Here is a 24135-nt window from a genome sequence, read left to right on the forward strand (position 1 = left end):
GATGTGTAATTTGGGGTCAGACCCCAAATTACACATCAGGCATGGGTGTATCGCGAGATGATGCCGCGCCCAATACCAGTCACTCTTTCAACTTGCTTGAGCGTTAAGCCTGCGTCTCTGAGCAGCTGCAGACCATGGGCTCGCTGTTCCGTCGGCAAAGACCGAAGCTTGGACAACTCGTCTGAACCCAAGAGCTGCTTGGCGACAATGATCGCATCCTCGTCTTTCAGACGAGATGTCCCCCTAAACACATAGACTCCGTACGAATCGTCCGACAAGAAGGCCTCGTACCGCTCTTTTCCTCCTATGAGGTCAAAGAGGACATCGGTTTTGACTTGAGACGACTCAGGATGCAGGTACTCGCCATAGCTGCTCCAGGGGTAATCCGACGCCGAACAGATCGATGCCCTTTGCGGATTGTCGTGCACATAGCGGACGGCGGACAAGAACTGCTCATCGGACTCGATGAGCACGCTATGGAACCTGCCATCAAACACGGGGCCCGAATGCCCGTTGCACCTATTGAAGTGCACGGCATAGGCCGTCGCGAGGTCGTGAATGCATGACGAGAGCGCCTGGGCAGTGTCGAGCACAACCAGATGGACGTGATTGCTCATGAGACACCAGGCGATAAGCTGGAGCTTATGACGGGCGGCAAATTCGTAGAGATACGAGAGGAACTTACGGTAGTCCCCCTCAGATTCAAAAAGGATCTGATTTCCAGATCCTTTTAAGACGATATGATAATAACCAGTATCCAGAAGCCTCCTCGGTTTTCGCGGCATCGCAATCCCCTCCCCATCCTCTTGATACGCCATTCATACCCAAACGAAATCAGGTTGAGACGCGAGCCCACGATGTGCGATTTGGGGTCTGACCCCAAATCGCACAAAGCCCCGGACCTGTCGATTGCAGGTCCGGGGCGAAAGCTACACACTGCTTTGCAGATGTGTCGTTTGGGGTCTGACCCCAAACGACACATAATGACACATTACTTGCGGGCCATCGCGCCGAGGTCGGCGATGCCGGAAAAGACCGCGGCGAAGCGGTTGAGCAGAGCCAGGCGGTTGGTGCGCAGGCGCTCATCCTCGTCCATGACCATGACCTCATCGAAGAACGCGTCGATGGGCTCGCGCAGGGCGGCGAGGGCGGAGATGACGCCCGGGAAATCCTGCGCGGAAAGGGCGGACGCGACGGATGCCTCGGCGGCGTCGATCGTCTCGAGCAGCACGCGCTCGGCGTCACCCAGGAGCGCCTCATCCACCTCGCATCCGACGGAGGCGTCGGCCAGGTGGGCGGCGCGGGCATAGGCGGTTGCGAGGTTATCGAAGGCCGCGCGGTCATTGGCGCGCGCATGCTCCAGCGCATGGGCGAGCTCGAAGTAATGCGCCGGCGTCGTCACGGAGCCAGCGGACACGGCGGCGACCGTGTCGGGCGCGATCTTCTCGTCGCGGGCCATCTGCTCCATGCGGCCCTTGATGAAAGCGCACACGGAAGCGGCAACCTCGGCCTTGTCAAACTCAAGACCCTGCTCGGCGTAAGCGTCGAGCGCGGCGTCGACGAGCGCCTCATAGCCGCAGCCCAGGCGATCGCGCAGGATGTTCAGCACGCCGATGGCCGAACGGCGCAGCGCGAAGGGGTCCTTGGAACCGGTCGGAGGCTCGCCGATGGCGAACATGCCGGCGATGGTGTCGAGCTTGTCGGCGACGGCCACGATGCAGCCGGCCGTTCCCTCGGGCAGGGCGTCACCGGCGAAGCGCGGGCGATAGTGATCGCGGATAGCGGCGGCGACCTCGGGTGCCTCTCCGGCGGCCGCGGCGTAGTAGCCACCCATCACGCCCTGCTGGCTCGTGAACTCGACGACGGCCGAGGACACGAGGTCCGCCTTCGCCAGGTGCGCGGCGCGCTGGGCGTCGCTGGCCGCATCGGCGCCGATGCGCGCCTCGCGGGCAATGGCGAGCGCGAGGTCCTCCATGCGCTCGGACTTCTGCAGCACCGTGCCGAGCTTCTTTTGGAAGCCGACCTTGGCCAGGCGCGAGCGGAACTCCTCAAGGTCGATCTTGAGATCCTCGTCATAGAAGAACTTGGCGTCGTACAGGCGGGCGCGAACCACGCGCTCGTTGCCGTCGATGACCGTCTCGCTGACCGCAGGGTCGGCGTTGGAGACGACCACGAAGGCGCGCGTGAGGTTGCCCTGCGCGTCGTACGTGGGGAAATAGCGCTGGTTGGAGAGCATGGACTCGCAGATGATCTCGGAGGGGACGGCGAGGAACTCCTCATCGAAATGACCCACGAGGACGGTCGGCCACTCGCAGAGGTTCACGACCTCGTCGAACACCTTGGCGGGCGTGTCGACATGCACGCCAAGCTCGGCCTCGACCTGCGCGATGCCCTCGCGGATGACGCTCTCGCGGCGCTCGGCGGAAAGCACGTGCGCGGACTCGAGCACCTGCTCATACACGGCCGGGCAGGCGACCTCGTGCTCGCCTGGGGACAGCACGCGATGGCCGCGCGTCGTGCGGCCGCTCACCACGTCCGCGTAACGCACCTCGACAACGTCGTCGCCGAACAGGCAGCAGATCCAGCGAATGGGGCGGACGAACGTCGCGCGCTCCGCGCCCCAGCGCTGGCTACGGTAGTTGGGCCACTCGATTTGAGCGATGACGGCCTCCGCCATGCGGGCGAGCATGGGCGCCGCGGGCTCGGAGGGGGTGTTCTGCTCGGCGAACACGTACTCCGTGCCGTCGGTATCCTCGCGACGGATGAGCTCTGCTGCGGTCAAGCCGTTCTTGCGGGCGAAGCCCTCGGCGGCCTTGGTGGGGTTGCCGTCCGCATCGAAGGCGATCTTGGCGGAAGGCCCGCGCAGGACGGAGTGGATCTCCTCGGTGGCCTCGGCGACATCGCTCACGAGCGCGGCGAGGCGGCGCGGCGAGGAGACGATGCGGACGTCCCCGTGGGACAGGCCCGCCTCGTCCAGGCCCTTGGCGACGAGCACCTTGAGCTGCTTGACGGCGTTATTGAGCGGCGCGGAGGGCATCTCCTCGACGCCGATCTCGAACAGGAAATCACGCGTGGACGCCATTTACGCCACCTCCCCCTTCTGGGCAACCTCAGCCAAATAGGACTCGCAGCACGCCTTGGCGAGCGTGCGGACGCGCAGGATGTAGGCCGCGCGCTCCGTGGCGGACAGGGCGCCGCGGGCGTCGAGCACGTTGAAGCTGTGCGAGCACTTCATCACGCAGTCGTACGCCGGCAGCGGCAGCTTGGCCTCGAGGCACGCATGGCACTCGGCCTCGAAGTCGTCGAACTTCTGGCGCATCATCTCGACGTTGGCGACCTCGAAGTTGTACGCGGAGAACTCGCGCTCGTTCTCGAGGAACACCTCGCCGTAGGTCATGGGCGTGCCGTCGGGCAGGTAGGACCACACGAGGTCGTACACGCTCGTGACGCCCTGGGCGTACATGGCGATGCGCTCCAGGCCGTACGTGATCTCAACGGGCACCGGATCGCACTCGATGCCGCCGACCTGCTGGAAGTACGTGAACTGCGTGACCTCCATGCCGTCGAGCCAGACCTCCCAGCCAAGGCCCCAGGCGCCCAGCGTGGGGCTCTCCCAGTCGTCCTCGACAAAGCGCACGTCATGCTCCGCCGGATCCAGGCCGATGGCCGCGAGCGAGTCGAGGTAGAGCTCCTGCGAGTTCTTGGGGCTGGGCTTGATGAGCACCTGGAACTGGTAATAGTGCTGCATGCGGTTGGGGTTCTCGCCGTAGCGACCGTCGGCCGGGCGACGACAGGGCTGCGGGTAGCAGGCGCGCCACGGTTTCTTGCCCAGGCTGCGCAGCAGCGTGGCGGTGTGGAACGTGCCGGCACCCACCTCGGAGTCGTAGGGCTGCATCACGGTGCACCCGTGGCTGGCCCAGTAGGCCTCCAACTTGAGGATCATGTCTTGGAACGTCAACGCATTCGGGTTCATCTTGGCGTTGCTCCCCTTCTCCGTAACGGCTCATACATTCGAAATTGTACCAAGGATTGTCGACGACGGGGCCGGCGGCCACGGCTCCGGGCGCGGGCGAACGGGCCCCGTGGCGCCTCAGGCGATCACAGCAGGCCGATGCGGTCGAGCGGCCAGTACCGCAGGAACGCGACGCCGATGAGGTTCTCTTGCGGAACGGCGCCGAAATACCGCGAATCGGCCGAGTTCTCGCGATTGTCGCCCATGACCCAGATGCACCCCTCGGGCACGGTATAGGGAAAGCTGACCTCGACGCCGGGCGCCTGCATCGACAAGGGGTAGCTCGACCCCTGAACATACGTCTCATCGAGCGCCACGCCGTCCACGTACACGACGCCGTCGACCATATCGACCGTCTGGCCGCCTTGCGCGATGACGCGCTTGACGAGGATGTCGTGCTCGGTGTCGGCAACCGGGTTGTCGAACACCACGATATCCCCCGTTGACACGTCGCTCCCCATGCGGACGCTGACCTTTTGAGCGAGCACGTTGTCACCCACCTGGATGGTGGGCTCCATCGAGCCCGTCGGGACCGTGAACGGCGCCACGATGAACACCCGCACGAGCGCGAAGACCGCAAACGCGATCAGGAAGACGCCCACCCATTCGGCGAGTGACGAAAACGATTCACGTACCCGCGTCATGCGCGACCACCCCCATCGGCATCATGGAAGCGCGCGATGAGCGCCTCCGCTCGCGCGCGCTCCTCATCGCTCAAGCGCGCATCGGCGATGAGGTCCGGACGCCAACGGCACGTGCGCTCGATGGCGTTAGCGCGTCGCCAGGCGTCGACCTTGGCATGGTCGCCGGAAAGAAGGACGTCGGGAACGGAGCGCCCATTGAACTGAGCGGGACGCGTGTACTGCTCGTATTCGAGCAGCCCGCCGTCCTCGGCGGTGGAGAACGACTCGTCCACGCTGCCCATGTCGTTTCCCAGCGCGCCGGGGAGCAGCCGGACGATCGCGTCGCTCACCACCATGGCGGGCAGCTCGCCGCCGGTGAGGACGTAGTCGCCGATGGAAAGGCGCTCGTCGGCCATGTCGTACGCGCGCTCGTCCATGCCCTCGTAGCGCCCACACACGAACAAGATGCGCTCCGCGCGGGAGAGGCGCTGTGCGACGCCCTGCGTGAACGTCCCGCCGCAGGGCGTGAAGAACACGACGCGCGGCCGCACCTCACCGCGCGAGGCGATATCGGAAATGGCCTCATGCAGGGGCTCGACCTTCATGAGCATGCCGGCGCCGCCGCCAAACGGGGCGTCATCGACCGTGCGATGGCGATCATGGGTCCAGTCGCGCAGGTCGTGGGCCATAAAGTCGAACAGACCGCGCCGTCTGGCGCGCCCCATGATCGACGTGGACATATAGGGTTCGAAAAGCTCGGGAAAGACCGAGAGGGTCTCGATGAGCATGAGGACTCCCCTCGATTGCCTACAGGTTGAGCAAGCCGTCCATCAGACGGACGGGGATCGGCCCTTCAGACGGAATGGCCTCGACGACATCGGCGATGACGGGAATCAGGACCTCGCCATAGGCGCCGCTGCCGACGACCCACACGTCGTTCGCCGGGGTCTCCATCACCTCGCCGATGACGCCGATCTCGCCGTGGCGCTCATCGACGACACTGCGGCCGATGAGCTCGTCGAACGCGGCGTCGAGGGCTCCCAGCTCGAAATCATCGCAATTAGCCAGCACGTAGCACCTGGCAAGCGACTCCGCCTCATCCAGGTTGCGCGAGCAGGAAAAGCGGACGCGTGCGCCCTCGGGCACGGGCGAGACGGCCTCCACGGTGGAGACGCGCTCACGCTTGAGGGCCGGGGGCGTCAGATGCACCTTCATGCCACGGGACAGCAAAAGAGGAAGGCCCCGCAGCGGCGCCACGAGGACCTCCCCCTTCGTGCCGTGCGGACGGACCACACGGGCGATGTTCTTATAAGCGGCCGGCACGTGCCTACCCCATGACCTCGACCTCGACGGAAGTGTCGAGGCGGGCGGCAAGGGCGCGCGCAAGCGTGCGGATGGCCTTGATGGTGCGGCCGTGACGACCGATCACCTTGGCGACGTCGCCCTCGGCGACCGTCACCTCGATGGTGGACGAGCTCGCGCCGTCGATGACCTCGAGGCTCACACCGTCGGGATCGTCGACGATGTTGACGACCAGGTACTCGACGAGGTCGGCGATGCGATCGGAGACCAGCTCCTCGCTCTCGTCGAGCTCAAGCGACTCGTCGTCCATTGTCTCAGAGATCAGCTCCTCGGACACCGTTACTCCTCGGTGGCCTCGGCAGCGGCAGCGGCCTCTTCCTCGGCCTTGCGGGCGGCCTCCTCGGCCTCCTTGGCAAGCTGCTTCTTGGACTTCTTAGGCGCGGCGGCGGCCTTCTCGCCCTCATTGGCGGCCTTCACCAGAGCGGCGACGGCGTCAGTGAGCTGGGCGCCCTTGGACTGCCAGTCGGCGATCTTCTCGAGGTCGAGGGAGATGGTCTTGGGGGTGGTCATCGGGTTGTAACGACCGACCTCCTCGATGGGGCGACCATCGCGACGCGTGCGAGAGTCGGCGACGACGACGCGGTAGTACGGACGCTTCTTGGAACCATGACGAGCGAGGCGGATCTTGACAGCCATGCAAACTCCTTCTTTTCGCAGCCTTATGCTGCATTCCCAACCAGGACAAATACCGTGTGCAAGGACTCGACGGGAAGCATTTGAGACCGGCTTCATTTGGATAAGTCGCAAGCAAATCCATATCTTATCTGAGATTCGCGCGAATGCAAGTAGGTTCATGCAGCGTACACGGGTAAAAATCGATATACTTACCGCATGGACACATGCGAACATACATACGGTTTTGATGAGGGCCTCTTCGGGGCCTGGCGTGGTCCCGCGATAGGGCTTTTGGACCTGGATGCCTTTTTTGCCAGCGTCGAGCAGCTGGACCATCCTGCGTGGCGCGGCAAGCCCGTCATCGTGGGCGGATCGCCCGACAAGCGGGGCGTGGTCTCGACGGCCTCGTACGAGGCGCGCGCGTTCGGCGTCCGCTCCGCGATGTCCTCCGCCCAAGCCAAGCGCCTCTGCCCGCAGGCGATCTGGACGCCGGGTCACTTCGACCGGTACCGAGCGGTGAGCTCGCAGGTGATGGCGATCCTCGCGGACGAGACGCCGTTCGTCGAGCAGGTTTCAATCGACGAGGCGTTCTTCGACATCACACCCGGGCGCTTCAATGCGGAGAGCCCCCTCGCCATCGCGCAGCGAATCGCTCGGCGGGTCTCCAAGATCGGCGTGACGTGCTCCATCGGCCTCGGCTGCAACAAGACCGTCGCCAAGATCGCGAGCGAGCGCGAGAAGCCGCGCGGGCTCACCGCCGTGCTTCCGGGAACGGAACGGACCTTCCTGGCCCCGCTGCCGGTCCGCGCCATGAGCGGCATCGGCTCCTCAGCCGACGCGGCCTTGCACCGCATGGGCATCCGCACGCTCGGACAGCTCTCCGCCGCCCGCGACGATGTGCTTTCGCCCATCTTCGGCGTCAACGCCGCCCGCATGCGCGAGCGCGCCGCGGGCCTCGAGAAGAGCACCGTGTTGCCCATCGATGCTCCCGACGAGGTCAAATCCGTGAGCAACGAGCGGACGTTCACGCGCGATTTGACCGATTTGGAGGACGTGCTCGCCGCGATCGAGCTGCTCTCCGAGTCGGTCGGCGCGCGGCTGAGGCGGCGCGGCCTGGCGGGGCGCACCGTGACGCTCAAGCTCAAGTTCTCCTTTGGGGAGGGTCGCAGCGCTCAGCGTCGGTTGGCCCACCCCACCGACGACGAGAACGTGTTCGGCCCCGTGGCCTGCGAGCTCATGCGGGGCATCTGGCACCCGGGCATGCGCGTGCGCCTGGCGGGCGTTGGCGTCAGCGATTTCGGAAGCGATGCGGCCGGCATCCAGACCGACCTGTTCTGCGAGGTCGATGAGCGCGGGGCCGTCGCGAGCGATCGGCGCGCCCTGGCGGTCACGATGGACGCGGTGCGAGAGAAGTTCGGCCGCGAGGCGGTGAGCTTCGGGCGCGCGACGCGCTTTGCCGGCGACCTCGTGGACCCGGCAAAGTTCCTCACCCAATCCAAGACAAGCGACTAAAGAGTTACGCGCGGGACGGCGCCCATCCATGAGCATATGGCGATCCTGCACTTTTACCGCAAGGACAAACCGTGGGCCCCTCGTACCGGGGGCAGTTCGCGGCGCTCTACAAGCATTACGCCGCGCTCGCCCGCCGCATGTGAAAAAACGCCCCTTACACGCGGGGGGCGTCGCCCCAGAGCTTCTCGAGGCGGTAGTACTCGCGCGCCTCGGGCGTGAAGGAGTGCACGACGACCGAGCCGTAATCCATGAGGATCCACGAGCGCTCCTCGCGCCCCTCGATGGAGAACGGGTGCTCGCCGCATGTCTTGGCGACCTTCTCCTCGACCTCATCGACGATGGCGTCGACCATGCGCGTGTTGCTGCCCGTGGCGATCACGAAGTAATCGCAGACGTCGGAGAGCTCGGTCAGGTCGACGATGCAGACGTCCTCGGCCCCCTTGAACTCGGCGGCGTCCGCCGCGGCGCGAGCGACCTCGATCGCCGGGACACCGGCGGAGGAAAGCGACGCCGCCGCGCGGTCCACGGAGGCGGATCCCTCGTCGAACTCGTCGGATGAGGGAGCGGCGGAAAGCCCCGCGGCGTAATCGAGCAGCTGGGCGTCAGTCATATCGGACATGGAAAACCTTTCTCAAGATCATCGGCGCGCTCGGCGCGCCGCGTACGCATTATAGATGTCAATCGCCGTGGGGTACAGGTAGCGCCCGCCCGAGATCACGTAGACGAGGCCCTGGGCGAAGGTTTGGAAGAACAGCTCCTCCAAGGGCTCCCGGCCCACCATGGCCCGAAGGCGCTCGGCGTAATCGCCCCGGCGACCGGGCTCGATGGCGTCCGCGGTGAACACGACCATATCGAGCGGCGTCATATCGCGTGCTCCCACGGTATGGCGGGCGACCGCCTGGCACACCGTGGCGGAGATGCCCTCGAAGATATGGGGGAGCTCATGGGCCGCCACGGGACCGTGCAGCAACCCGACGGCGAGCGTGGGCGAGCCGCTCACGCGCACCCCGTATTGGGCGGCGCGGGCGAGAAGCTCATGGTCGTCGAGCACCTTATCCCAATCGTGCACCAGGCCCGCAAGCGCGGCGTGATACTCATCGACCCCGTATGCGCGGGCCAACTCGACCGCCGTGCGCGCGACGCCGAGGGAGTGCTGATAGCGCCTCGGCAGCTCCCTCATGCGAACCTGGAGCATCTCCTGCACATCCTGCAGGACAGCGATCTGCTCATCGGACAACGCCATGGTCATTCACCCTCTCGAAGATACAGGCCGTTCTTGTGGATATATCCCATCACCGACTCGCTCGTGAGGTACCGAGGGCTCTTGCCGGCGGCGACCAGATCGCGAATGCTCGACGAGCTGATGGCGAGCGCGGGAATCTCGATGTAGCGCACGTCGAAATCGATTCCGGAGGCGGCGATGCGGGCCTTCGCCGTATCGATGTCATACCCGGGGCGTGTGGCCGCGATAAGCGTGGCGAGAGACGCCAGGCGTTCGGCGTCGTGCCAGGCGAGGATATCCATGATGGCGTCCGCCCCGGTGATGAAGTAGAGCTCGACGTTGTCCGGGTAATGAGCCCGAAGGTCACCAAGCGTGTCGACCGTGTACGTGATGCCGGGGCGATCGATCTCGAACCTGCTCGCGTAGAACGCGGCATTCGCGGCGGTCGCCAGCACCGTCATGGCATAGCGGTCCTCGGGGTCGCTCACCCGTTGGTCCTGCTTGAACGCGGGCGATCCGGCGGGCATGAAGAGCACCAGGTCGAGGTCGAGCGCCTCGCGCGCCTGCTCGGCGGTGACGAGATGCCCGTAGTGGATGGGGTCGAACGTGCCGCCCATGATACCCAGGCGATACGTCCTCGCGGGGTCGGATCCCAGCGCGGGCAGCAGGCGACGCGAAGCGCTCGGCATCGCCTACTCCCCCTGCGCGCAGTCCGCGCGGCCCGGCTCGTCGCGCGGCTCCTCATCGATGGCACCATCGCCGGCGTCGAGGTCGACGGCTTCAAAGACGCCCTCGTGCTCGTCGAGGTCCGGCTCGTCTTCGACGTCCTCCTCGATCCCCTCGAAGTCGAAGGCGTACCCGAGGATGCGCACCTCGTCGCCGTTTCGACAACCGGCCTTCACGAGCGCGTCGTCGACGCCCATGCGCGCCATGCGGTGCTGGAGGTAGATGATGGCCTCCTCGTTCTCCCAATCGGTCTGCACCACCATGCGCTCCACGTTCGTGCCGTGGACGCGCCAGGCGCCGGGCTCCTCCATGACGACGTCGAAACGCTTGTCACGGGCCTTGCGGGCGCGCTCCCACTTCTCCTCGTCAAATGCGGGGGCGGCGGCCTGTTCCTCGGCGATCGCGCGGCGAAGCTCGCTCACGCGCTCACCGCAGGCGAGCATGAGGGTCTGCAGGCCAGCGCCGGTCAGCGCGGAGACCGCGAAGAACTCGTGACCGTCGGCGAGGGCTGCCATCTTGAGGGCCTGGACGCGATCGGAGACGCCGGACGCGTCGCATTTGTTCGCCACGACGATCTGCGGGCGATCGGCGAGCTCGGAGGCGTAGCGGCGCAGCTCGTCGTTGATGATGCGGTAGTCCTCGAGCGGATCGCGCCCTTCGTAGCTGCCCGTGATGTCCACCACGTGCAAGATGAGCGCCGTGCGCTCCACATGGCGCAGGAACTGATGGCCCAGGCCCTTGCCCTCCGCGGCGCCCTCGATGAGGCCGGGAACATCGGCGACCACATAGGAGTACTCCCCCGCTCGGACCATGCCGAGATTGGGGACGAGCGTGGTGAACGGGTAGTCGGCGATCTTGGGGCGGGCGGCGCTCATGCGCGCGATGAGGGAGGACTTGCCGACGCTGGGGAAACCGACGAGCGCCGCGTCGGCCATGAGCTTCATCTCGAGCTCGATCCAGTGCTCGATGGCCGGCTCGCCCTTTTGGGCAAAGGCGGGGGCGCGGCGCGTCGAGGTCACGAAATGGGGATTGCCCAGGCCGCCCGTTCCGCCGGGCGCCACCACGACGCGCTCGCCGTCGTGCGTGAGGTCGGCGATCTCGTAGCGCGGCTCCATGGTGGAGCTGTCGAGCTCGCGGATCACCGTGCCCATGGGGACCTTGAGCACGAGGTCCCTGCCATCGGCGCCGTCTTTCTTGGCGCCCTTGCCGTGCGTGCCCGCCTCGGCGCGGAAGTGATGCTTGAATCGGTAGTCGATGAGCGACGAGAGCTGCGCATCCGCCTGGATCACGACGTCGCCGCCGTGACCGCCGTCGCCGCCGTCCGGTCCGCCCTTGGGGACGAAGGCCTCGCGTCGAAACGACATGCAGCCGGCGCCGCCGTCGCCGCCCTTGACGTTGATGCGGCAGATATCGGTGAACTGGGACACGATGTCCCTCCTCAAACGTAGAATCAGATCGGTGCGCGAGCGCATGTGTAAATTGGGGACGGACCCCAAATTGCACATGGATGCGGAGCGTAATTCGGCATCTACCTTACCAAAGGCCTATGTGCAATTTGGGGTCCGTCCCCAATTTACACACAGAGAGACCCTCCGAGCGCATGCCCAGAGGGTCTCCAATGATGCGAATGCAAAAAGGGTGATTTACGCCTCGACGGCGGGGTACACGTTCACGCGGTGCTTGAGACCCTTGGTGAACTTGACCTTGCCCTCGACGAGCGCGAAGAGGGTGTCGTCCTTGCCACGGCCGACGTTCTCGCCGGGGTGGATGTGGGTGCCGTTCTGGCGGACGAGAACCTCGCCGGCCTTCACGGTCTGACCGTCAAAACGCTTGGTGCCCAGACGCTGGCCGCGGGAGTCGCGACCATTACGGGAGGAACCGAGACCTTTTTTGTGTGCCATGTCAGGTACCTGCTCTCTAACTACTTACAAATGGTGCGTCTACTCGGCGACGGGAGCCTCGGGCTCCTCGACCTTGGTGGTCTTCTTGGCGGCACGGGACGTGGCCTGGACCTTGGTGATCTTCAGCTTGGTGAGCTGCTGACGGTGGCCCTTGAGACGGTGATAGCGCTTGCGCTTGTGGAACTTGTAGACGAGCTGCTTCTCGCCCTTGAACTGCTCCAGGATCTCAGCAGTGACCTTAGCCTTGGCGAGCTTGGCAGGATCCGTGACGATCTTCTTGCCATCGTTGAGGAAGATGACCTCGAGCTCGACCTTGGAACCGGCCTCGCCCTCGATCTTCTCGACGGTGATGACGTCATCGGTGGCGACTTTATACTGCTTGCCGCCCGTGGAAACGATTGCGTACATGTTCTTGCCCTTCATGCATCAGTTGTGCAACAGTCGGATATGGTATCAGGTGGTTTGTGGCACGTCAACGGATTACTTCAACGTTTTCCCTGCATATTCACAGGTTCGACAAAGCCTCCGCTGCGCTACGCGCCGTAAGGCTCCCCTGTGGTGCCTCAAGCTCATGGCCCAGCGGGTGGACCTCACTCGCGTCGTCTATGCGGATACGCTGTGAGCAGCGCTCGACATTATACGATGAAATAGTCATGAGCTTCTGAATACCGGTGGAGACGATCTCCTCGTCGACGCCCGGCTCAAGGCCACGTAGTGCCTGATCGAGGGCAGCCACGATAATCTCGGGGCGAAGCGAGCCCTCGTTGTCGCAGCGTGTGTTGAGCTCGAGCCAGATACGACCATCGGGCATAACGCGGTGGCTGCAACCTTTGAGCAGATGGCGAACGTCCAGGGATTTGGTCTTCTTGCCTCGACGATACGGGATCTCGGCGCTTTGGTCATACCATCCAGAGAAGACCTGCGAGAGCGCCTCGTCCGTCACAGAAAACCCGGGGTTGACGAAAACCTCAAGTAGGTAGTGGACTTCGTTGATCTCCGCCGTGAGCGCCGGGCGGCGAAGCTCGACATAGCCGGCGGCCAGGGGCCGCATGTCGACGGGCGCCGCCTCTTGCAGCTGGCAAAGCGCCTGCTCGGCGGGAACGAGCTCAGTCAAATACACGTCGAAGTACTCGGCGGCGGAGGAGGTCCCCACCGGCAGCGCGGAGGTGTAGGCGATGCGCATGTGCGGCGAGAAGCCCTGCGTGACCGCATAGGGCAGCTTGGCGCGGCGCACGATCTGCTCCACGGTGTGGATCAGCTCCAAGTGTCCGAGGTACTTGAGACGCCCCAGCTTGGGATAGGCCACGCGCAGGCGAAAGAGCGTGGGTTCGGTCACATTCGTCATGAGCGCTCACCTACCAGGACGTTCTCGACGTGCAGGGTCGGGCAGATACCGCAGCCCGTGCAGGACGTGCGGGTGCAGTCGGGCGTCGTCACGCCCTCAAGCGAGCGGCGGTACTCGCGCAGCAGGAATCCGCGCGACACCCCGGGGCTCACGTGCTCCCAGGGAAGACGCCAGTCGAGCTCGTAGGGGGTCTGCGCGATCTCGCGCAGGTCGAGCCCGCATTCCCGCGCGGCCTCCTCCCAGCGGTCGAGGCTGAACTGCTCGGTCCAGGCGTCGAAGCGCTGGCCGCGGCGCCACGCGGCCTCGATGAGCGGCGCGATGTCGCGCCCTCCCCTGCTCATGACCGCCTCGATGAGCGAGGTCTCGGCGTCGTGGTAGTGCACGCGCACCGCGCGGTTGCGCACGCTGTGCAGCAGGAGCTGCTGGCGGCGCTTCACCTCGTCCTTGGGTGTCTGGCCGCACCACTGGAACGGCGTCTGGGCCTTGGGGATGAACACCGAGACCGAGACGGAGACGGAGATGCCGCCGCGCTGCTCCTTGGGCACGACCTCGCGCGCGACCTCGAGGGTGTGGTCGGCGAGGTTCGCGATGGCGACGATGTCCTCGTCCGTCTCGCCCGGCAGGCCCATCATGAAGTAGAGCTTGACGCGCCGCCAGCCCTGCTCGAACGCCGCGCGGATGGCGCGCTCGAGGTCCTCCTCGGTCACGTTCTTGTTGATCACGTCGCGCAGGCGCTGGCTGCCGGCCTCGGGGGCGAAGGTGAGCCCGCCCTTCTTCTCCCCCGCCACGGCGGCGGCCATGTCGACCCCGAAGGAGTCGAGGCGCTGCGAGGGGACGTTGATGGCGATGCCGGTGTCGCCCAGGCGCCTGTTGAGCCGGTTGAGGATCTCGGCGCACTTGGAATGGTCGGTGGAGGAAAGGGAGTTCAGCGAGACCTCGTCATAGCCCATGGAGGCAAGGCCGCTCGTGACGGCGGAGACCACCTGGTCGGCGGAGCGCTCGCGCACCGGCCGGTACGTCATGCCGGCCTGGCAGAAGCGGCAGCCGCGCGCGCAGCCGCGCAGCACCTCGACGCACAGGCGGTCCTGGACGATCTGGGCGTAGGGCACGATGCTCTGCGGGACCGGGTTGGTGGCACCGAAGTCCTTGACCACGCGCTTGTACACGACCGGCGGGACATCCTCGCCGTCGCGCGGGACCGTGTACCCGTGCTTGGAACAGGGCTCGTCGTGGCGAACCTCGTAGAGCGAGGGCACGTAGGCGCCGCCCACCTTGGAAAGCTCGCGCAGCATCTCGGCGCGGGGGACGCCCGCGTCGCGCAGCTCGCGATGGCGTTGGCAGAACTCGACGATCTGCTCCTCGCCCTCGCCGATGAGCATGACGTCGAAGAACGGCGCGATGGGCTCGGGGTTGTAGACGGATGGGCCGCCGCAGATCACGATGGGGTCGTCCTCGCCTCGATCTGACGCGTGCAGCGGGATGCCCGCGAGGTCCAGGCCCTCGAGGTAGTTGGTGCACGCCATCTCGTGCGGGACGTGAAAGCCCACCACATCGAACGAGGCGATGGGCGCGGCGCCCTCGAGCGACAGCAGCGGCATGCCGGCCTCGCGCATGGCGTCCGCCATGTCGATCCAGGGGATGTACCCGCGCTCGCAGGACAGCCCCGGCGTCTCGTTGAGGTTGCGGTAGAGGATGGCGATGCCCTGATTGGGAAGGCCGACCTCGTACACATCGGGGTAGATGAGCACGCATCGGTGCTCCGCCTCGGGCTTATAGAGCGCGCCCCACTCGTGGTCGATGTAGCGCGTTGGCTTCTCCACGCGCGCGAGCAACGGCTCGAGCTCCGAGAAGCGATTTTCGTAGACGGCTCTCATGGGCGTCGAACTCCAATCGGTCGTTGAGGTGCAAGGGGGGGCGTATGCCCCGTGCGCGCCGCGGGCCGCGGGGACGAAGGCGCGACGCGCGCGGGCGCCTTTTACGCATGCCGCCGGGTGCACGCGGCGCGGATGAATCGATTCGCGCGGTCGTAGCTGACATCGCTCGCGTACCACCAGGCCAGGGCGCGTCCAAGGGCATAGGTCCCGGCCCCGCCGATGAGGGTCTTGGGAACGAAACCGAGGCGCCCCGCCCGACGAGATGCCATGCGGGCCCCGGCGCGCATGGCGCAGGCCGCCGCGAGGATCGCGACCGCCTCATAGGCGCGCTCGGGACGCAAGGGCTTACCGAAAACCGCCGCGAGGCGCAGCATCATCCCGAGCTGCGCGAGGGTCATCACCGGAAAGTCCGCACCGGGCACGAAGAACAGGGCTCCCGTCGCGAGGTTGCCAAGAGAGGTCGAGACGATGATGCGGTTGGCGGCGGCGATGCGCATGAACGGGAAGTTGGCGGCGAAGGCGGTCTGCTTGTCGGTGCGCTCCAAGATCCAGCGCGCGAGCGACGCAAGGAGGTGGACCTTGTCCGTCGCGGCGACCAGCCCGAGCATGCGGCTATCCCGCTCGATGAAGGGGACCTCGACGCTCGACTCGGCCAGCACCACGACCGGAGGCCCGCACACAACGAGCTCCTGCACGCGCGCCTGCAGCACGGGGCTGCCGCAGGAGAGCACGATGGCGATGTCGGTATCGGGCTTGGCGGTTGCCGGAAGAGACCCCAGGCGCTCAACGCGCACGAGCGCCGAGGTCGTCTGCGGCACGAAGGCGTCGCGAACCGTCTCGATGAGAAACGGGGTGGCGGTTGCATCCACGTACACGCCCACGCGGATCGCAGCGTCCATCTCGCCGCGCACCGACGCGCCGAGCTTGACCGTGTTGAGAATCGAATCCAGGGAGATGCCCATGCATGCCCTCCTCACCGCGCCCGCATCCCGACGGGCGACGGTCGCAAACGTGTACGAGATGCGGGCATACGGCCCGCGTTAGGCGGCGTGCCCACCGCAATCGGTCACGCGACCTTGCCGCGCGAGCGCCAAATCGACTGCACGATGCCGAACGCCGCGCACTGCATCAGCATAGACGATGAGCCGAAGCTGATAAAGGGCAGCGGGATGCCCGTGACGGGCATGAGGCCGATGCACATGCCCACCTCCTCGAGCAGCTGAAACGTCCACATGCCCACGATGCCGATGCAGGCCAGCTGCAAGAACAGCGAGTCGGACTGGTGCGCCACGCGGATGGTGGAGAAGATCAGGAGGGCGAACAGCGCGAGGAGGATCAAGGCTCCCAAAAACCCGAACTCCTCACTGAGGAGCGCGAACACGAAGTCGGTGTGCGCCTCCGGCAGAAAGCCCGCGCCGCTTTGCGAGGCATTGCCGATGCCCTTGCCGAAAAAGCCGCCGGAACCCACGGCGATCAGCGACTGCAAGACGTTGTAGCCGGCATCGGACGTGTCGGACTCGGGATCGATGAAGACGAGGAGACGGTTCATCTGGTACTGCTTGAGCAGCACGTCTTTTCCCAGGACGCCGTCGAGGACCGAGTCGAGGGTCAGCACCACCGAGACGGCGCCCACCAGCACGGCGATCGTGCAGAGCACCCATTCCTTCTTGGGACCGCTCATCATGATGATGCAGGCGCCGGAAAAGAACACGACGAGTCCGCTGCCCAGATCGCCCGCGACGACGGCGGCCCCAAAGGGGATCGCGAGCATCCCGCAGAGCTTGACGTATTCGCGCACGCTGTCGATCCGCCCGTTGTACTGCGCCCCCAGCGACGCCATGAAGAAGATCGTGATGAGCTTGGCGAGCTCGACCGGCTGAAAGGTGAGGCCGATGAGGGGGATCTTGATCCAGCCCGTCATGCCCTTGGCGTTATACGACAAGCCGGGGATATAGGGGCTGAACAGCACGATCAGGTCGAGCACCAGCAGCACGGTCGTCATGCCCGCCAAGCCGGAGAAATCACGCCTCCAGCACAGGAACGCCAGCACGGCGCCCAGGCCGATGCCCACGAGCTGGCGCGAGAACGAGGCCTCCTCGATGGTGAGCGAGGCGGTCCATATCACCAGCGCGCCGTACGCGATAAGGCACACCCACGCCACGAGCACCGGGATGCTCACCTTTTGCCGAAACCCGCCCTTGCCCGAGCTCATATGCTTGTTCACGCGCTTGAGCGTGTCCTGACCCATGCTAATCACCTACCTCGTGCTGTCGCCGCTCGTGTACGTCTGGTCATCGGGCGCGTCGTACAGGGCGCCCAGGACCGTGCGCACCGCGGGCATGGCGCACGTGGACCCGTAGCCGCCGCGCTCGACCATGGCGCACACCACATATTTGGGGTCGTCGAAGGGGGCGTACGCGATGAACCAGCCGTAGGGGTCCTCGCCGTCCTTCTCGCCGGTACCCGATTTGCCGGCGACCTCGACGGGCAGATTGGTGAAGTGCGCGGCCGTCACGGGGGACTCCTCGTAGATCATCGAGTGGACGCCGCGATACACGACGTCCATCGCGCCCTCCGTCTCGATCTTGGCCGTGAGGCGCTTCTTGGGCTCGTATGCGTACGCGTCCCCCTCGCCGTCGCGCGCGACGGCGGACAGCAGGACATGGGGCGTCCACTCGACCCCGCCCATCGCAAGACCGCAGTACGCGACGGCCATCTGAAGGGGCGTGACGAGGATATCGCCCTGCCCGATGGCGATGTTGGTCATGTCGCCGGCGTTCCACGCGCGCTGATCGGCGCTCCAGTCCTTGTGGTACTCCTCCTTCCAGGCCGAGTCGGGCACGCGGCCCGCCGCCTCGGAGGGAAGGTCGATCCCGGTCTTCGAGCCCAGGCCCCAGCGCCGGTACATCTCCTGCAGGCCCTCGGGGTTGTCCTCGTCGTAGAAGAAGTTCTTGCCCAGATCGTAAAAGACCACGTCGCACGAGTCGCGGATGCCCGTCTCGAGATTGCGTACCCCGTGGCCCGACTCGAGCCAGCATTTCTTGCCCCACGCCTCGCCCAGGCCGGTCCACCATCCGGTGCAGGTGGAGGACATGGCCGCCGTATAGACGCCGTACTCCATGCCGGCGAGCGACGTGAAGGGCTTGATGGTGGAAGCGGACATGTATTGACCGCCGATGACGCGGTTGAGCAGCGGATGCCCGCCCTCGTCGTCGTTGAGCTGGCTCCAGGCGTCGGATGACACGCCGCCCACGAATACCGAGGGGTCGAACGTGGGCGCTGACGCCATGCCCAGCACCTCGCCGTTGGTGCAGTCGATGCAGACGCACGACCCGCCCGAAGGGCTGTTGCCGGTGTTCTCGGCGACCTCGAACGCCTTCTTGAGCCCCTCCTCGCATGCGCGCTGGACCTTGAGGTCGATGGTGAGCTTGATGTCGCTGCCGGGTTTCGCGGGCACCGCGCCCGCCTGGCCGGTCACGTTGCCGTCGGCGTCGACCCTCACCGTCTGCTCGCCGCGGATGCCCTGCAGCAGGTTCTCGTAGTAATACTCGACGCCGGATTGGCCCACCTGGTCGCCCGACTGGTACACGATCTTGCCGGCGCGCTCCTCGTCGGACAGCTCGTCCTGCGCGTCCAGCTGCTCCTGGGTGACCGTGCCCGTGTAGCCCACCAGGTGGCAGGCGAGCGTGCCGTTGGGGTAGGAGCGCTCCGTGCGCGCGGCGATGCTCACCCCGGGGAACTGGTCGATGTGCTCCATGATGTAGCCGATCGTCGAGCGGCGCACGTCGGAGGCGATGGTGTGCTGGCTTTGAGCGCCCTCCGTGTTATCCTGGATGTTGCGCAGCACCGCCATGTAGGGCATGCCCAGCACGTTGGCCAGGTGACGGACCACGACCGTGTTCTCCGCCAAGTCGCGGTAGGCGACGATCGCGAGCGAGGAGCGGTTGTCGACGATGGGCTCGCCGTTGCGGTCCAAGATCCTGCCGCGCGGCGCGGGCGTGGTGACCACGCGCGTGCGGTTCTTCTCGGCGAGCTCGTCGTAGTGGTCCGAGGAGACCATCTGCATGCTCCACAGCTTGGCGACGATCGCCGCGAACACGGTGCCCACGCCGGCCGTGAGCAACTTGAAGCGCCCGTTGGACTTGACGCCCGAGGTGCTCCCCTCGCCCTCGGAGGCCCGCGGGCGCGTGCCGGTCGACGTGTCGAACGTGAACTTGCCCGAATACCCCCTCAAAAAGAGCAGGGCGCCGATGATCGCCGCGGCGAGAATGCACCCGGCGATGATGACGATGAGCTGAGCGTTCATATGGCCTACCTCAGGCCCTTATACCGCGTGCCGCCATAGGACAGGCCGCGGCGCCCGCGACCCGTGCGTCCGTGGGCGCCGCCCTGGCCGCCCAAGATGAGCAGCGGCACGCACGCGACCAGGTCGAGAAGGCTCGAGGCGAGGCCGTGGACGCCGACCGAGATGAGGACGTTTGACTCGATGCCCATGAAGAAGAGGCCGAGGCCGTAGAGCACGTTGACAGCGATCACGGCGAGCACGACCACGCGGACCGTCTGCATGCCGAGACCGGACGAGAGCCCACGGGACATCAGCGCGACGGCGTACCCCATGACCGCGAGGAGCAAAGCCATGAAGCCCACCGGTGAGGTGGTGGTCAGGTCGTAGAACAAACCGGAGAAAAACCCGATGTAGACGAGCGCGCGCGAATCGCCCGAGATGGCGAGCGATGCCGTGAGCACGAGCATGAAGTTGAAGCGCCCGCCGAACAGCGAGATCTGGGGCGCAAGGGCCACCTGCAGAACGGCGCATGCGACGATCGTGGCTATGAATGCGGAGCGCGTCCGCCCCGAGTTGTTCAGTTCGAGTCCCATGCCCTCCCCTATTCGTCAGTGCCGGACGATCCGTCTTGACCGCCTGCGTCCTGGCCCGCATCGCCCTGAGCGTCCGAGCCGCCCTGAGGCACGCCGTTGGCGGAGTCGACCTCCTCGTCGGACGCTATCTGGTCCTCCGAGACCGAGGTGATCACCAGCACCTCCTCGTTGCTTTCCGCCGAGGAGGCCGCACGCACGACGATGGTGTAGTACACCGCGTTGGGCGCGCGGTCGATCGACGCCACGGTTCCGAGCGGCAGCCCCTTGGGGAACGTGCCGCCGATGCCGGAGGTGATGACGATATCGCCCGTCGCCACCTCGGCGTCGGACACGACGTACTCGAGGCGAAGGGTACCGTCGGCCTGCCCCTGGAGCACGCCCTGGGCGCGCGAGCCCTGGATCATGGCCGAGACGCCCGACTGGTCATCGGTGATGAGCCGGACGGTCGAGGTGTTGGCCGAGACCTCGATGATCTGCCCGATCACCCCGCCCGCGCTGCACACGGGCATCCCGACCTCGAACCCCGAGGCGGAGCCCTTGTCGATGATCACGGAGTCGGTCCAGGCGTCACCCGTCGAGCCGATGATGCGCGCGGCCGTAGACTCGAGGCTGTAGGTCGACTTGAGGCCCACGAGCTTCTCGAGGCGCTCGGCGGTCTCCTGCGCCTCGGAGAGCTCGGCGACCTGGGCGGTGAGTTCCTCGTTGCGCTTCTTGAGCTCGGAGAGCGTCTCGGAGGACGCGGTCGCGTTCTGGGCGATGTTGCCCAGGGCGCCGAACGGCGCCGCCACGGCGCTCCCGAGCATGCGCACGGGCGAGGTGACGGTCATGACGCCCCCGCGCACGGCATGGATGGGGCCCGTATCGCCCTCGCGCAGGTAGAACGTGAGCAGCAGAAGGGAGATGACGCATAAAACAATCAACGGGCGTCCACCCGTTGATTGTCGCGCGTTATGCAGGTTTGAGGAGTACTTGGGTTTGCTTCCCACAAGACGCCCTTTCGTCGCAGTTAGGCGTTGCTCTGGACGAACCCGCCGTCGAACGCGTTGGCCTCGAGCACGCGGGCACAGCCGTTCACCACGTTGTCCAGGGCGGTCGGGCTCACGTTGACGGCGACGCCGGTCTCATCGCGCAGGCGAACATCCAGGCCGCGCAGCATGGCGCCGCCGCCCGTGAGCAGGATGCCGTAGTACATGAGGTCGGAGGCGAGGTCGGGCGGCGTCGCGTCGAGCGCGTCCTTGACGGCCTTGGTCATCTCGTCGAGCGGCTTGTTGAGCGCGCGGCGGATCTCCTCGCTCTCGATGCGGACCGTCTTGGGCAGGCCGCTGATCACATCGCGTCCATTGACCTCGACGTCGAGCTCATCTTTGAGGGGGACGGCGGAGCCCACCTTGATCTTGATGTCCTCGGCCGTGCGCTCGCCGATGGCCAGGTTGTACGCGTCGCGCACGTGCTGCAGGATCGCCTGGTCGAATTCGTCGCCGGCGATGCGTATGGACTGCGACACGACGATGCCGCCCATGGCGATGACGGCGACCTCGGTGGTGCCGCCGCCGATATCGATGACCATGGAACCCGTGGGCTCCTCGACGGGGAGGTCGGCGCCGATCGCGGCCGCCATGGGCTCCTCGATGAGGTAGGCCTGGCGGGCACCCGCCTGGATCGTCGCCTCGAAGACGGCGCGCTTCTCGACGGACGTCACGCCGGAGGGAACGCAGACGACCACGCGGGGGCGCGGCGTCCACGGATAGCGCTTCTCGCTCGCCTTGTCGATGAAGTAGCGCAGCATGGCCTCGGTCACGTCGAAATCGGCGATGACGCCGTCCTTGAGCGGTCGGACGGCGACGATGTTGCCGGGCGTGCGGCCGAGCATGCGCTTGGCCTCGATGCCGACGGCCAAGATGCGCTCGTCGTTCTTGTCGATGGCGACGACGGAGGGCTCGCGAATGACGATGCCCTTGCCGCGAACCGAGACAAGCGTGTTGGCCGTGCCGAGGTCGATCGCCAGATCGCCGTCATATTGGCCGAAGAACATGTCCATCAAAGAAAACAAGTCTGCTCCTACGTCAAACTCAACGTGCCGGTTCTCAAAAGTGTACCGTGCGAGCCCCGCGCGCCGAACGGCGGCCGCAAGGAACGCACGGCTTGCACATCTTCCTACTCCGCAGAGGTCTCGACGTCGAAGTCGGTGGAGATGCTCGAGACGGCCCACCCGAGGCCCTCTCGCACAAAACCGACCTCGTACGTCATCTCGCCGCCCTGCTTGAGGGTGACGTTGACCGTGGCGGTGGTCTCGCTCATGCCCGCGTCCATGCCCTCGATGGTCGCCGTGGCATCGAGCGGGATGCTCGCGGAGATGACCGCCTTTTGGCTCTCGTCGAGCCCCGAGGCGAGGTACTCGTCGGTATCGGCGCCGTCCGTCGCGGCCTGGAACAGCTTGGAGAGCACGTCCTGCTGCGAGGGGATGCCAAAGCCGCGCGTGTAGGCGAACGCCGCCCCGCCGCCGGCGATGAGCAGGACGATCAGGATGACGATGAACACCTTGAGCCCGGTGTGGCGATGCTTGCGGCGCACCTTGGTCTCGGCGCGATCCTGCTGCACCATCTCCTGCTCGGAAAGGGTGAAAAAGCCCGTGTCGGAGGGGTCGGGCATGAAGTTGCCGGACTGCCCCAACGGGTCGAGCGGGTCGACGCCGGTGGTATAGGAGCCCGTGGACGCGACCATGCTCGAGGAGGCGGACAGGGTGTCCTTTGCGCGCTCGAAGGCGTCGCGCTGGTCGGCGGTGAGTTGGTAGATGCCGTCGGCCGTGGCGTTGTTGAACGCGTCCACCGCGTCGGTGAAGCGGTTGGCGGCGACGTAGGCCTGCCCCAGGCCGGCGCTGATGGCGCGCGAGTCGTCGCGCGGGCCGGCGAAGTCGAGGGCGGTGCGATAGGACTCGATGGCGTCCTCGGGACGCTGGAGTCCCACAAAGCAATCGCCCAGGCTCGCGAGCGCCCCGGCGGGCGCGGGGTTGGTGCCGTCGATGGCGGCCTGGCGGTAGGCCACGCCCGCCTCGGTGAGGTTGCCGAGCTTCTTGAGCGCGTCGCCCAAGCCCAAGTACGCCTTGTAGGGGGTCGCGTAGCTGGCGTCCTGCGTGGCCGCGGAGAACGCGGAGACCGCCGAGCGCACGTCGCCGGAGGACATGAGTGCCTTGCCCTGGTTGGTGAGCAGGGCGCCGCGCTTGCCGTAGGCGTCGTCGCGCAGCGCGGCGTCGTAGGCCTCGACCGCGTCGGCATAGCGGCCCAGGCGCATGAGGGAGTTGCCGCGCAGGTGGTCGGCCTCACCGGCGAGCTCGGAGGGGTCCTTGGCGGCGGCGAACAACTGCGCGGCGGCGGCGAAGTCACCGGTGCGGTACGCGTTGCGCGCCTGATCCAGAACTTGGGTGTTCACGTGTGCTCCTCTAATTGTGCGTGCGATACATGGGTGATGCCCGAACGGCTATGCCTCGTGGACGATCTCTACGCTCACGATCTCGTCCCCGGCGCGAAGCGCGGAAATGACGTCCTTGCCCTCGAGCGTGGAACCGAAGACGGTATAGCCCGAGTCGAGGTTGTGCTGCGGCCCCAGGCAAAAATAGAACTGGGAGCCCGCTGAGTTGGGGTCCATAGAGCGCGCCATGGCGAGCGCGCCGTCCACATGGCTGTTGCGGGGGTTCGTGGAGAACTCCTCCTTGATGCACCAGCCGGGACCGCCGGTGCCGGGCTGGCCATCCGGGCCGGGCAGCCCGGCGGCGACCTGCTCGCACGTCATGTCGCGCGTGTTGGGGCACCCGCCCTGGATAACGAAACCGGGAACGTAGCGGTGGAACTTGAGGCCGTCGTAAAAGCCCATGGTCGCGAGCTCGCAGAAATTGGCGACGTGGATGGGAGCGCCCTCGCAGTCCAGCGCGACGCGGATGGCGCCCTTCGAGGTCTCGAACACGGCGGTCTCGTCACCGACGAGCTGGTACTCGGGCGTGCGGGTCTTCCTATTGAACATGGGCGTCCTCCCCTGTCATCGTTGCATACAGGGTACATAGTAGCACGCGAC

At 65.9% G+C, this 24135-nt stretch carries 25 protein-coding genes; 1 reads left to right on the forward strand and 24 read right to left on the reverse strand.

The window, feature by feature from the left end:
* Positions 1-35: 35 nt before the first annotated feature.
* The 8 genes from LK434_RS03555 to rpsP all read right to left on the reverse strand — a co-directional run bounded on the left by LK434_RS03555 (position 36) and on the right by rpsP (position 6633).
* Complete coding sequence (locus LK434_RS03555) at positions 36-818, reverse strand: transposase (protein ID WP_006721180.1); 783 nt, start codon at positions 816-818, stop codon at positions 36-38.
* A 173-nt stretch (positions 819-991) separates the two neighbouring features.
* Complete coding sequence (glyS, locus tag LK434_RS03560; protein ID WP_006721179.1) at positions 992-3082, reverse strand: glycine--tRNA ligase subunit beta; 2091 nt, start codon at positions 3080-3082, stop codon at positions 992-994.
* Positions 3083-3973 carry a glycine--tRNA ligase subunit alpha gene (locus LK434_RS03565; RefSeq protein WP_006721178.1) on the reverse strand — a complete coding sequence of 297 codons (891 nt, stop codon included), beginning with the start codon at positions 3971-3973 and terminating at the stop codon, positions 3083-3085.
* Between the two features lie 125 nt (positions 3974-4098).
* Positions 4099-4656, reverse strand: a complete 558-nt coding sequence (gene lepB, locus LK434_RS03570) for a signal peptidase I (RefSeq protein WP_006721177.1) — start codon at positions 4654-4656, stop codon at positions 4099-4101.
* Complete coding sequence (trmD, locus tag LK434_RS03575; RefSeq protein ID WP_006721176.1) at positions 4653-5423, reverse strand: tRNA (guanosine(37)-N1)-methyltransferase TrmD; 771 nt, start codon at positions 5421-5423, stop codon at positions 4653-4655. The genes lepB and trmD overlap by 4 nt, the downstream gene beginning before the upstream one ends.
* Positions 5424-5442: 19 nt before the next feature.
* Complete coding sequence (locus LK434_RS03580) at positions 5443-5958, reverse strand: ribosome maturation factor RimM (protein WP_006721175.1); 516 nt, start codon at positions 5956-5958, stop codon at positions 5443-5445.
* A 4-nt stretch (positions 5959-5962) separates the two neighbouring features.
* Positions 5963-6247, reverse strand: a complete 285-nt coding sequence (locus LK434_RS03585; RefSeq protein ID WP_040361465.1) for a KH domain-containing protein — start codon at positions 6245-6247, stop codon at positions 5963-5965.
* 29 nt (positions 6248-6276) lie between these two features.
* On the reverse strand, positions 6277-6633 hold the full coding sequence (rpsP, locus tag LK434_RS03590) for a 30S ribosomal protein S16 (protein WP_006721173.1): 357 nt from the start codon (positions 6631-6633) through the stop codon (positions 6277-6279).
* A gap of 195 nt (positions 6634-6828) precedes the next feature.
* Between rpsP and dinB the strand changes: the two genes are divergently transcribed.
* Entirely contained in the window at positions 6829-8124 is a 1296-nt protein-coding gene (gene dinB, locus LK434_RS03595; RefSeq protein WP_006721172.1) for a DNA polymerase IV, read from the forward strand.
* A gap of 154 nt (positions 8125-8278) precedes the next feature.
* Here the strand turns inward: dinB and rsfS are convergent, their stop codons facing one another.
* The 16 genes from rsfS to LK434_RS03675 all read right to left on the reverse strand — a co-directional run bounded on the left by rsfS (position 8279) and on the right by LK434_RS03675 (position 24084).
* Positions 8279-8743, reverse strand: a complete 465-nt coding sequence (gene rsfS / locus LK434_RS03600) for a ribosome silencing factor (protein WP_006721171.1) — start codon at positions 8741-8743, stop codon at positions 8279-8281.
* 18 nt (positions 8744-8761) lie between these two features.
* Positions 8762-9367, reverse strand: coding sequence for a bis(5'-nucleosyl)-tetraphosphatase (symmetrical) YqeK (yqeK, locus tag LK434_RS03605; protein ID WP_148334572.1), 606 nt, complete (start codon positions 9365-9367; stop codon positions 8762-8764).
* A 2-nt stretch (positions 9368-9369) separates the two neighbouring features.
* Positions 9370-10035: a nicotinate-nucleotide adenylyltransferase gene (gene nadD, locus LK434_RS03610; protein WP_006721169.1), complete on the reverse strand. Its 666-nt coding sequence runs from the start codon at positions 10033-10035 to the stop codon at positions 9370-9372.
* 3 nt (positions 10036-10038) lie between these two features.
* Entirely contained in the window at positions 10039-11544 is a 1506-nt protein-coding gene (gene obgE, locus LK434_RS03615; protein ID WP_006721168.1) for a GTPase ObgE, read from the reverse strand.
* 171 nt (positions 11545-11715) lie between these two features.
* On the reverse strand, positions 11716-11973 hold the full coding sequence (gene rpmA / locus LK434_RS03620; RefSeq protein ID WP_006721167.1) for a 50S ribosomal protein L27: 258 nt from the start codon (positions 11971-11973) through the stop codon (positions 11716-11718).
* 39 nt (positions 11974-12012) lie between these two features.
* Positions 12013-12381 (reverse strand): 50S ribosomal protein L21, encoded by a 369-nt coding sequence (gene rplU, locus LK434_RS03625; protein WP_040361224.1) that lies wholly within the window; start codon positions 12379-12381, stop codon positions 12013-12015.
* A 97-nt stretch (positions 12382-12478) separates the two neighbouring features.
* Positions 12479-13318, reverse strand: coding sequence for a TIGR03936 family radical SAM-associated protein (locus tag LK434_RS03630; protein ID WP_006721165.1), 840 nt, complete (start codon positions 13316-13318; stop codon positions 12479-12481).
* Positions 13315-15192, reverse strand: coding sequence for a TIGR03960 family B12-binding radical SAM protein (locus LK434_RS03635; RefSeq protein WP_006721164.1), 1878 nt, complete (start codon positions 15190-15192; stop codon positions 13315-13317). Before LK434_RS03635 ends, LK434_RS03630 begins: the two co-directional genes overlap by 4 nt.
* A gap of 101 nt (positions 15193-15293) precedes the next feature.
* Complete coding sequence (locus LK434_RS03640) at positions 15294-16154, reverse strand: hypothetical protein (RefSeq protein WP_006721163.1); 861 nt, start codon at positions 16152-16154, stop codon at positions 15294-15296.
* 104 nt (positions 16155-16258) lie between these two features.
* A complete protein-coding gene (locus LK434_RS03645) occupies positions 16259-17440 on the reverse strand; it encodes an FtsW/RodA/SpoVE family cell cycle protein (RefSeq protein WP_040361222.1) in 1182 nt (393 codons plus the stop codon).
* Positions 17441-17449: 9 nt separating this feature from the next.
* A complete protein-coding gene (gene mrdA / locus LK434_RS03650) occupies positions 17450-19498 on the reverse strand; it encodes a penicillin-binding protein 2 (RefSeq protein ID WP_006721161.1) in 2049 nt (682 codons plus the stop codon).
* Between the two features lie 5 nt (positions 19499-19503).
* A complete protein-coding gene (mreD, locus tag LK434_RS03655; RefSeq protein ID WP_006721160.1) occupies positions 19504-20070 on the reverse strand; it encodes a rod shape-determining protein MreD in 567 nt (188 codons plus the stop codon).
* Between the two features lie 8 nt (positions 20071-20078).
* Positions 20079-20990: a rod shape-determining protein MreC gene (gene mreC, locus LK434_RS03660; RefSeq protein WP_006721159.1), complete on the reverse strand. Its 912-nt coding sequence runs from the start codon at positions 20988-20990 to the stop codon at positions 20079-20081.
* Positions 20991-21076: 86 nt separating this feature from the next.
* Positions 21077-22108, reverse strand: coding sequence for a rod shape-determining protein (mreB, locus tag LK434_RS03665; RefSeq protein WP_006721158.1), 1032 nt, complete (start codon positions 22106-22108; stop codon positions 21077-21079).
* Positions 22109-22224: 116 nt separating this feature from the next.
* Positions 22225-23496: a tetratricopeptide repeat protein gene (locus tag LK434_RS03670; protein WP_006721157.1), complete on the reverse strand. Its 1272-nt coding sequence runs from the start codon at positions 23494-23496 to the stop codon at positions 22225-22227.
* Between the two features lie 48 nt (positions 23497-23544).
* The gene (locus LK434_RS03675) at positions 23545-24084 is read right to left on the reverse strand and encodes a peptidylprolyl isomerase (RefSeq protein ID WP_006721156.1); all 540 of its coding nucleotides are present in this window, start codon (positions 24082-24084) and stop codon (positions 23545-23547) included.
* Positions 24085-24135 lie beyond the last annotated feature (51 nt).

The sequence above is a fragment of the Collinsella stercoris DSM 13279 genome, assembly GCF_020735465.1.
GTDB classification, from domain to species: domain Bacteria; phylum Actinomycetota; class Coriobacteriia; order Coriobacteriales; family Coriobacteriaceae; genus Collinsella; species Collinsella stercoris.

Bases quoted from the DNA above. Each gene is read 5' to 3' on its own strand.
- rsfS (WP_006721171.1), bottom strand. From the start codon at position 8,743: ATGTCCGATATGACTGACGCCCAGCTGCTCGATTACGCCGCGGGGCTT.
- LK434_RS03630 (WP_006721165.1), bottom strand. From the start codon at position 13,318: ATGACGAATGTGACCGAACCCACGCTCTTTCGCCTGCGCGTGGCCTAT.
- trmD (WP_006721176.1), bottom strand. From the start codon at position 5,423: ATGCTCATCGAGACCCTCTCGGTCTTTCCCGAGCTTTTCGAACCCTAT.
- mrdA (WP_006721161.1), bottom strand. From the start codon at position 19,498: ATGAACGCTCAGCTCATCGTCATCATCGCCGGGTGCATTCTCGCCGCG.
- LK434_RS03585 (WP_040361465.1), bottom strand. From the start codon at position 6,247: ATGGACGACGAGTCGCTTGAGCTCGACGAGAGCGAGGAGCTGGTCTCC.
- glyS (WP_006721179.1), bottom strand. From the start codon at position 3,082: ATGGCGTCCACGCGTGATTTCCTGTTCGAGATCGGCGTCGAGGAGATG.
- LK434_RS03565 (WP_006721178.1), bottom strand. From the start codon at position 3,973: ATGAACCCGAATGCGTTGACGTTCCAAGACATGATCCTCAAGTTGGAG.
- LK434_RS03635 (WP_006721164.1), bottom strand. From the start codon at position 15,192: ATGAGAGCCGTCTACGAAAATCGCTTCTCGGAGCTCGAGCCGTTGCTC.
- mreD (WP_006721160.1), bottom strand. From the start codon at position 20,070: ATGGGACTCGAACTGAACAACTCGGGGCGGACGCGCTCCGCATTCATA.
- rpsP (WP_006721173.1), bottom strand. From the start codon at position 6,633: ATGGCTGTCAAGATCCGCCTCGCTCGTCATGGTTCCAAGAAGCGTCCG.
- mreB (WP_006721158.1), bottom strand. From the start codon at position 22,108: ATGGACATGTTCTTCGGCCAATATGACGGCGATCTGGCGATCGACCTC.
- LK434_RS03555 (WP_006721180.1), bottom strand. From the start codon at position 818: ATGGCGTATCAAGAGGATGGGGAGGGGATTGCGATGCCGCGAAAACCG.
- nadD (WP_006721169.1), bottom strand. From the start codon at position 10,035: ATGCCGAGCGCTTCGCGTCGCCTGCTGCCCGCGCTGGGATCCGACCCC.
- obgE (WP_006721168.1), bottom strand. From the start codon at position 11,544: ATGCGCTCGCGCACCGATCTGATTCTACGTTTGAGGAGGGACATCGTG.
- lepB (WP_006721177.1), bottom strand. From the start codon at position 4,656: ATGACGCGGGTACGTGAATCGTTTTCGTCACTCGCCGAATGGGTGGGC.
- rplU (WP_040361224.1), bottom strand. From the start codon at position 12,381: ATGTACGCAATCGTTTCCACGGGCGGCAAGCAGTATAAAGTCGCCACC.
- LK434_RS03645 (WP_040361222.1), bottom strand. From the start codon at position 17,440: ATGGGTCAGGACACGCTCAAGCGCGTGAACAAGCATATGAGCTCGGGC.
- yqeK (WP_148334572.1), bottom strand. From the start codon at position 9,367: ATGGCGTTGTCCGATGAGCAGATCGCTGTCCTGCAGGATGTGCAGGAG.
- dinB (WP_006721172.1), top strand. From the start codon at position 6,829: ATGGACACATGCGAACATACATACGGTTTTGATGAGGGCCTCTTCGGG.
- rpmA (WP_006721167.1), bottom strand. From the start codon at position 11,973: ATGGCACACAAAAAAGGTCTCGGTTCCTCCCGTAATGGTCGCGACTCC.
- LK434_RS03640 (WP_006721163.1), bottom strand. From the start codon at position 16,154: ATGGGCATCTCCCTGGATTCGATTCTCAACACGGTCAAGCTCGGCGCG.
- LK434_RS03675 (WP_006721156.1), bottom strand. From the start codon at position 24,084: ATGTTCAATAGGAAGACCCGCACGCCCGAGTACCAGCTCGTCGGTGAC.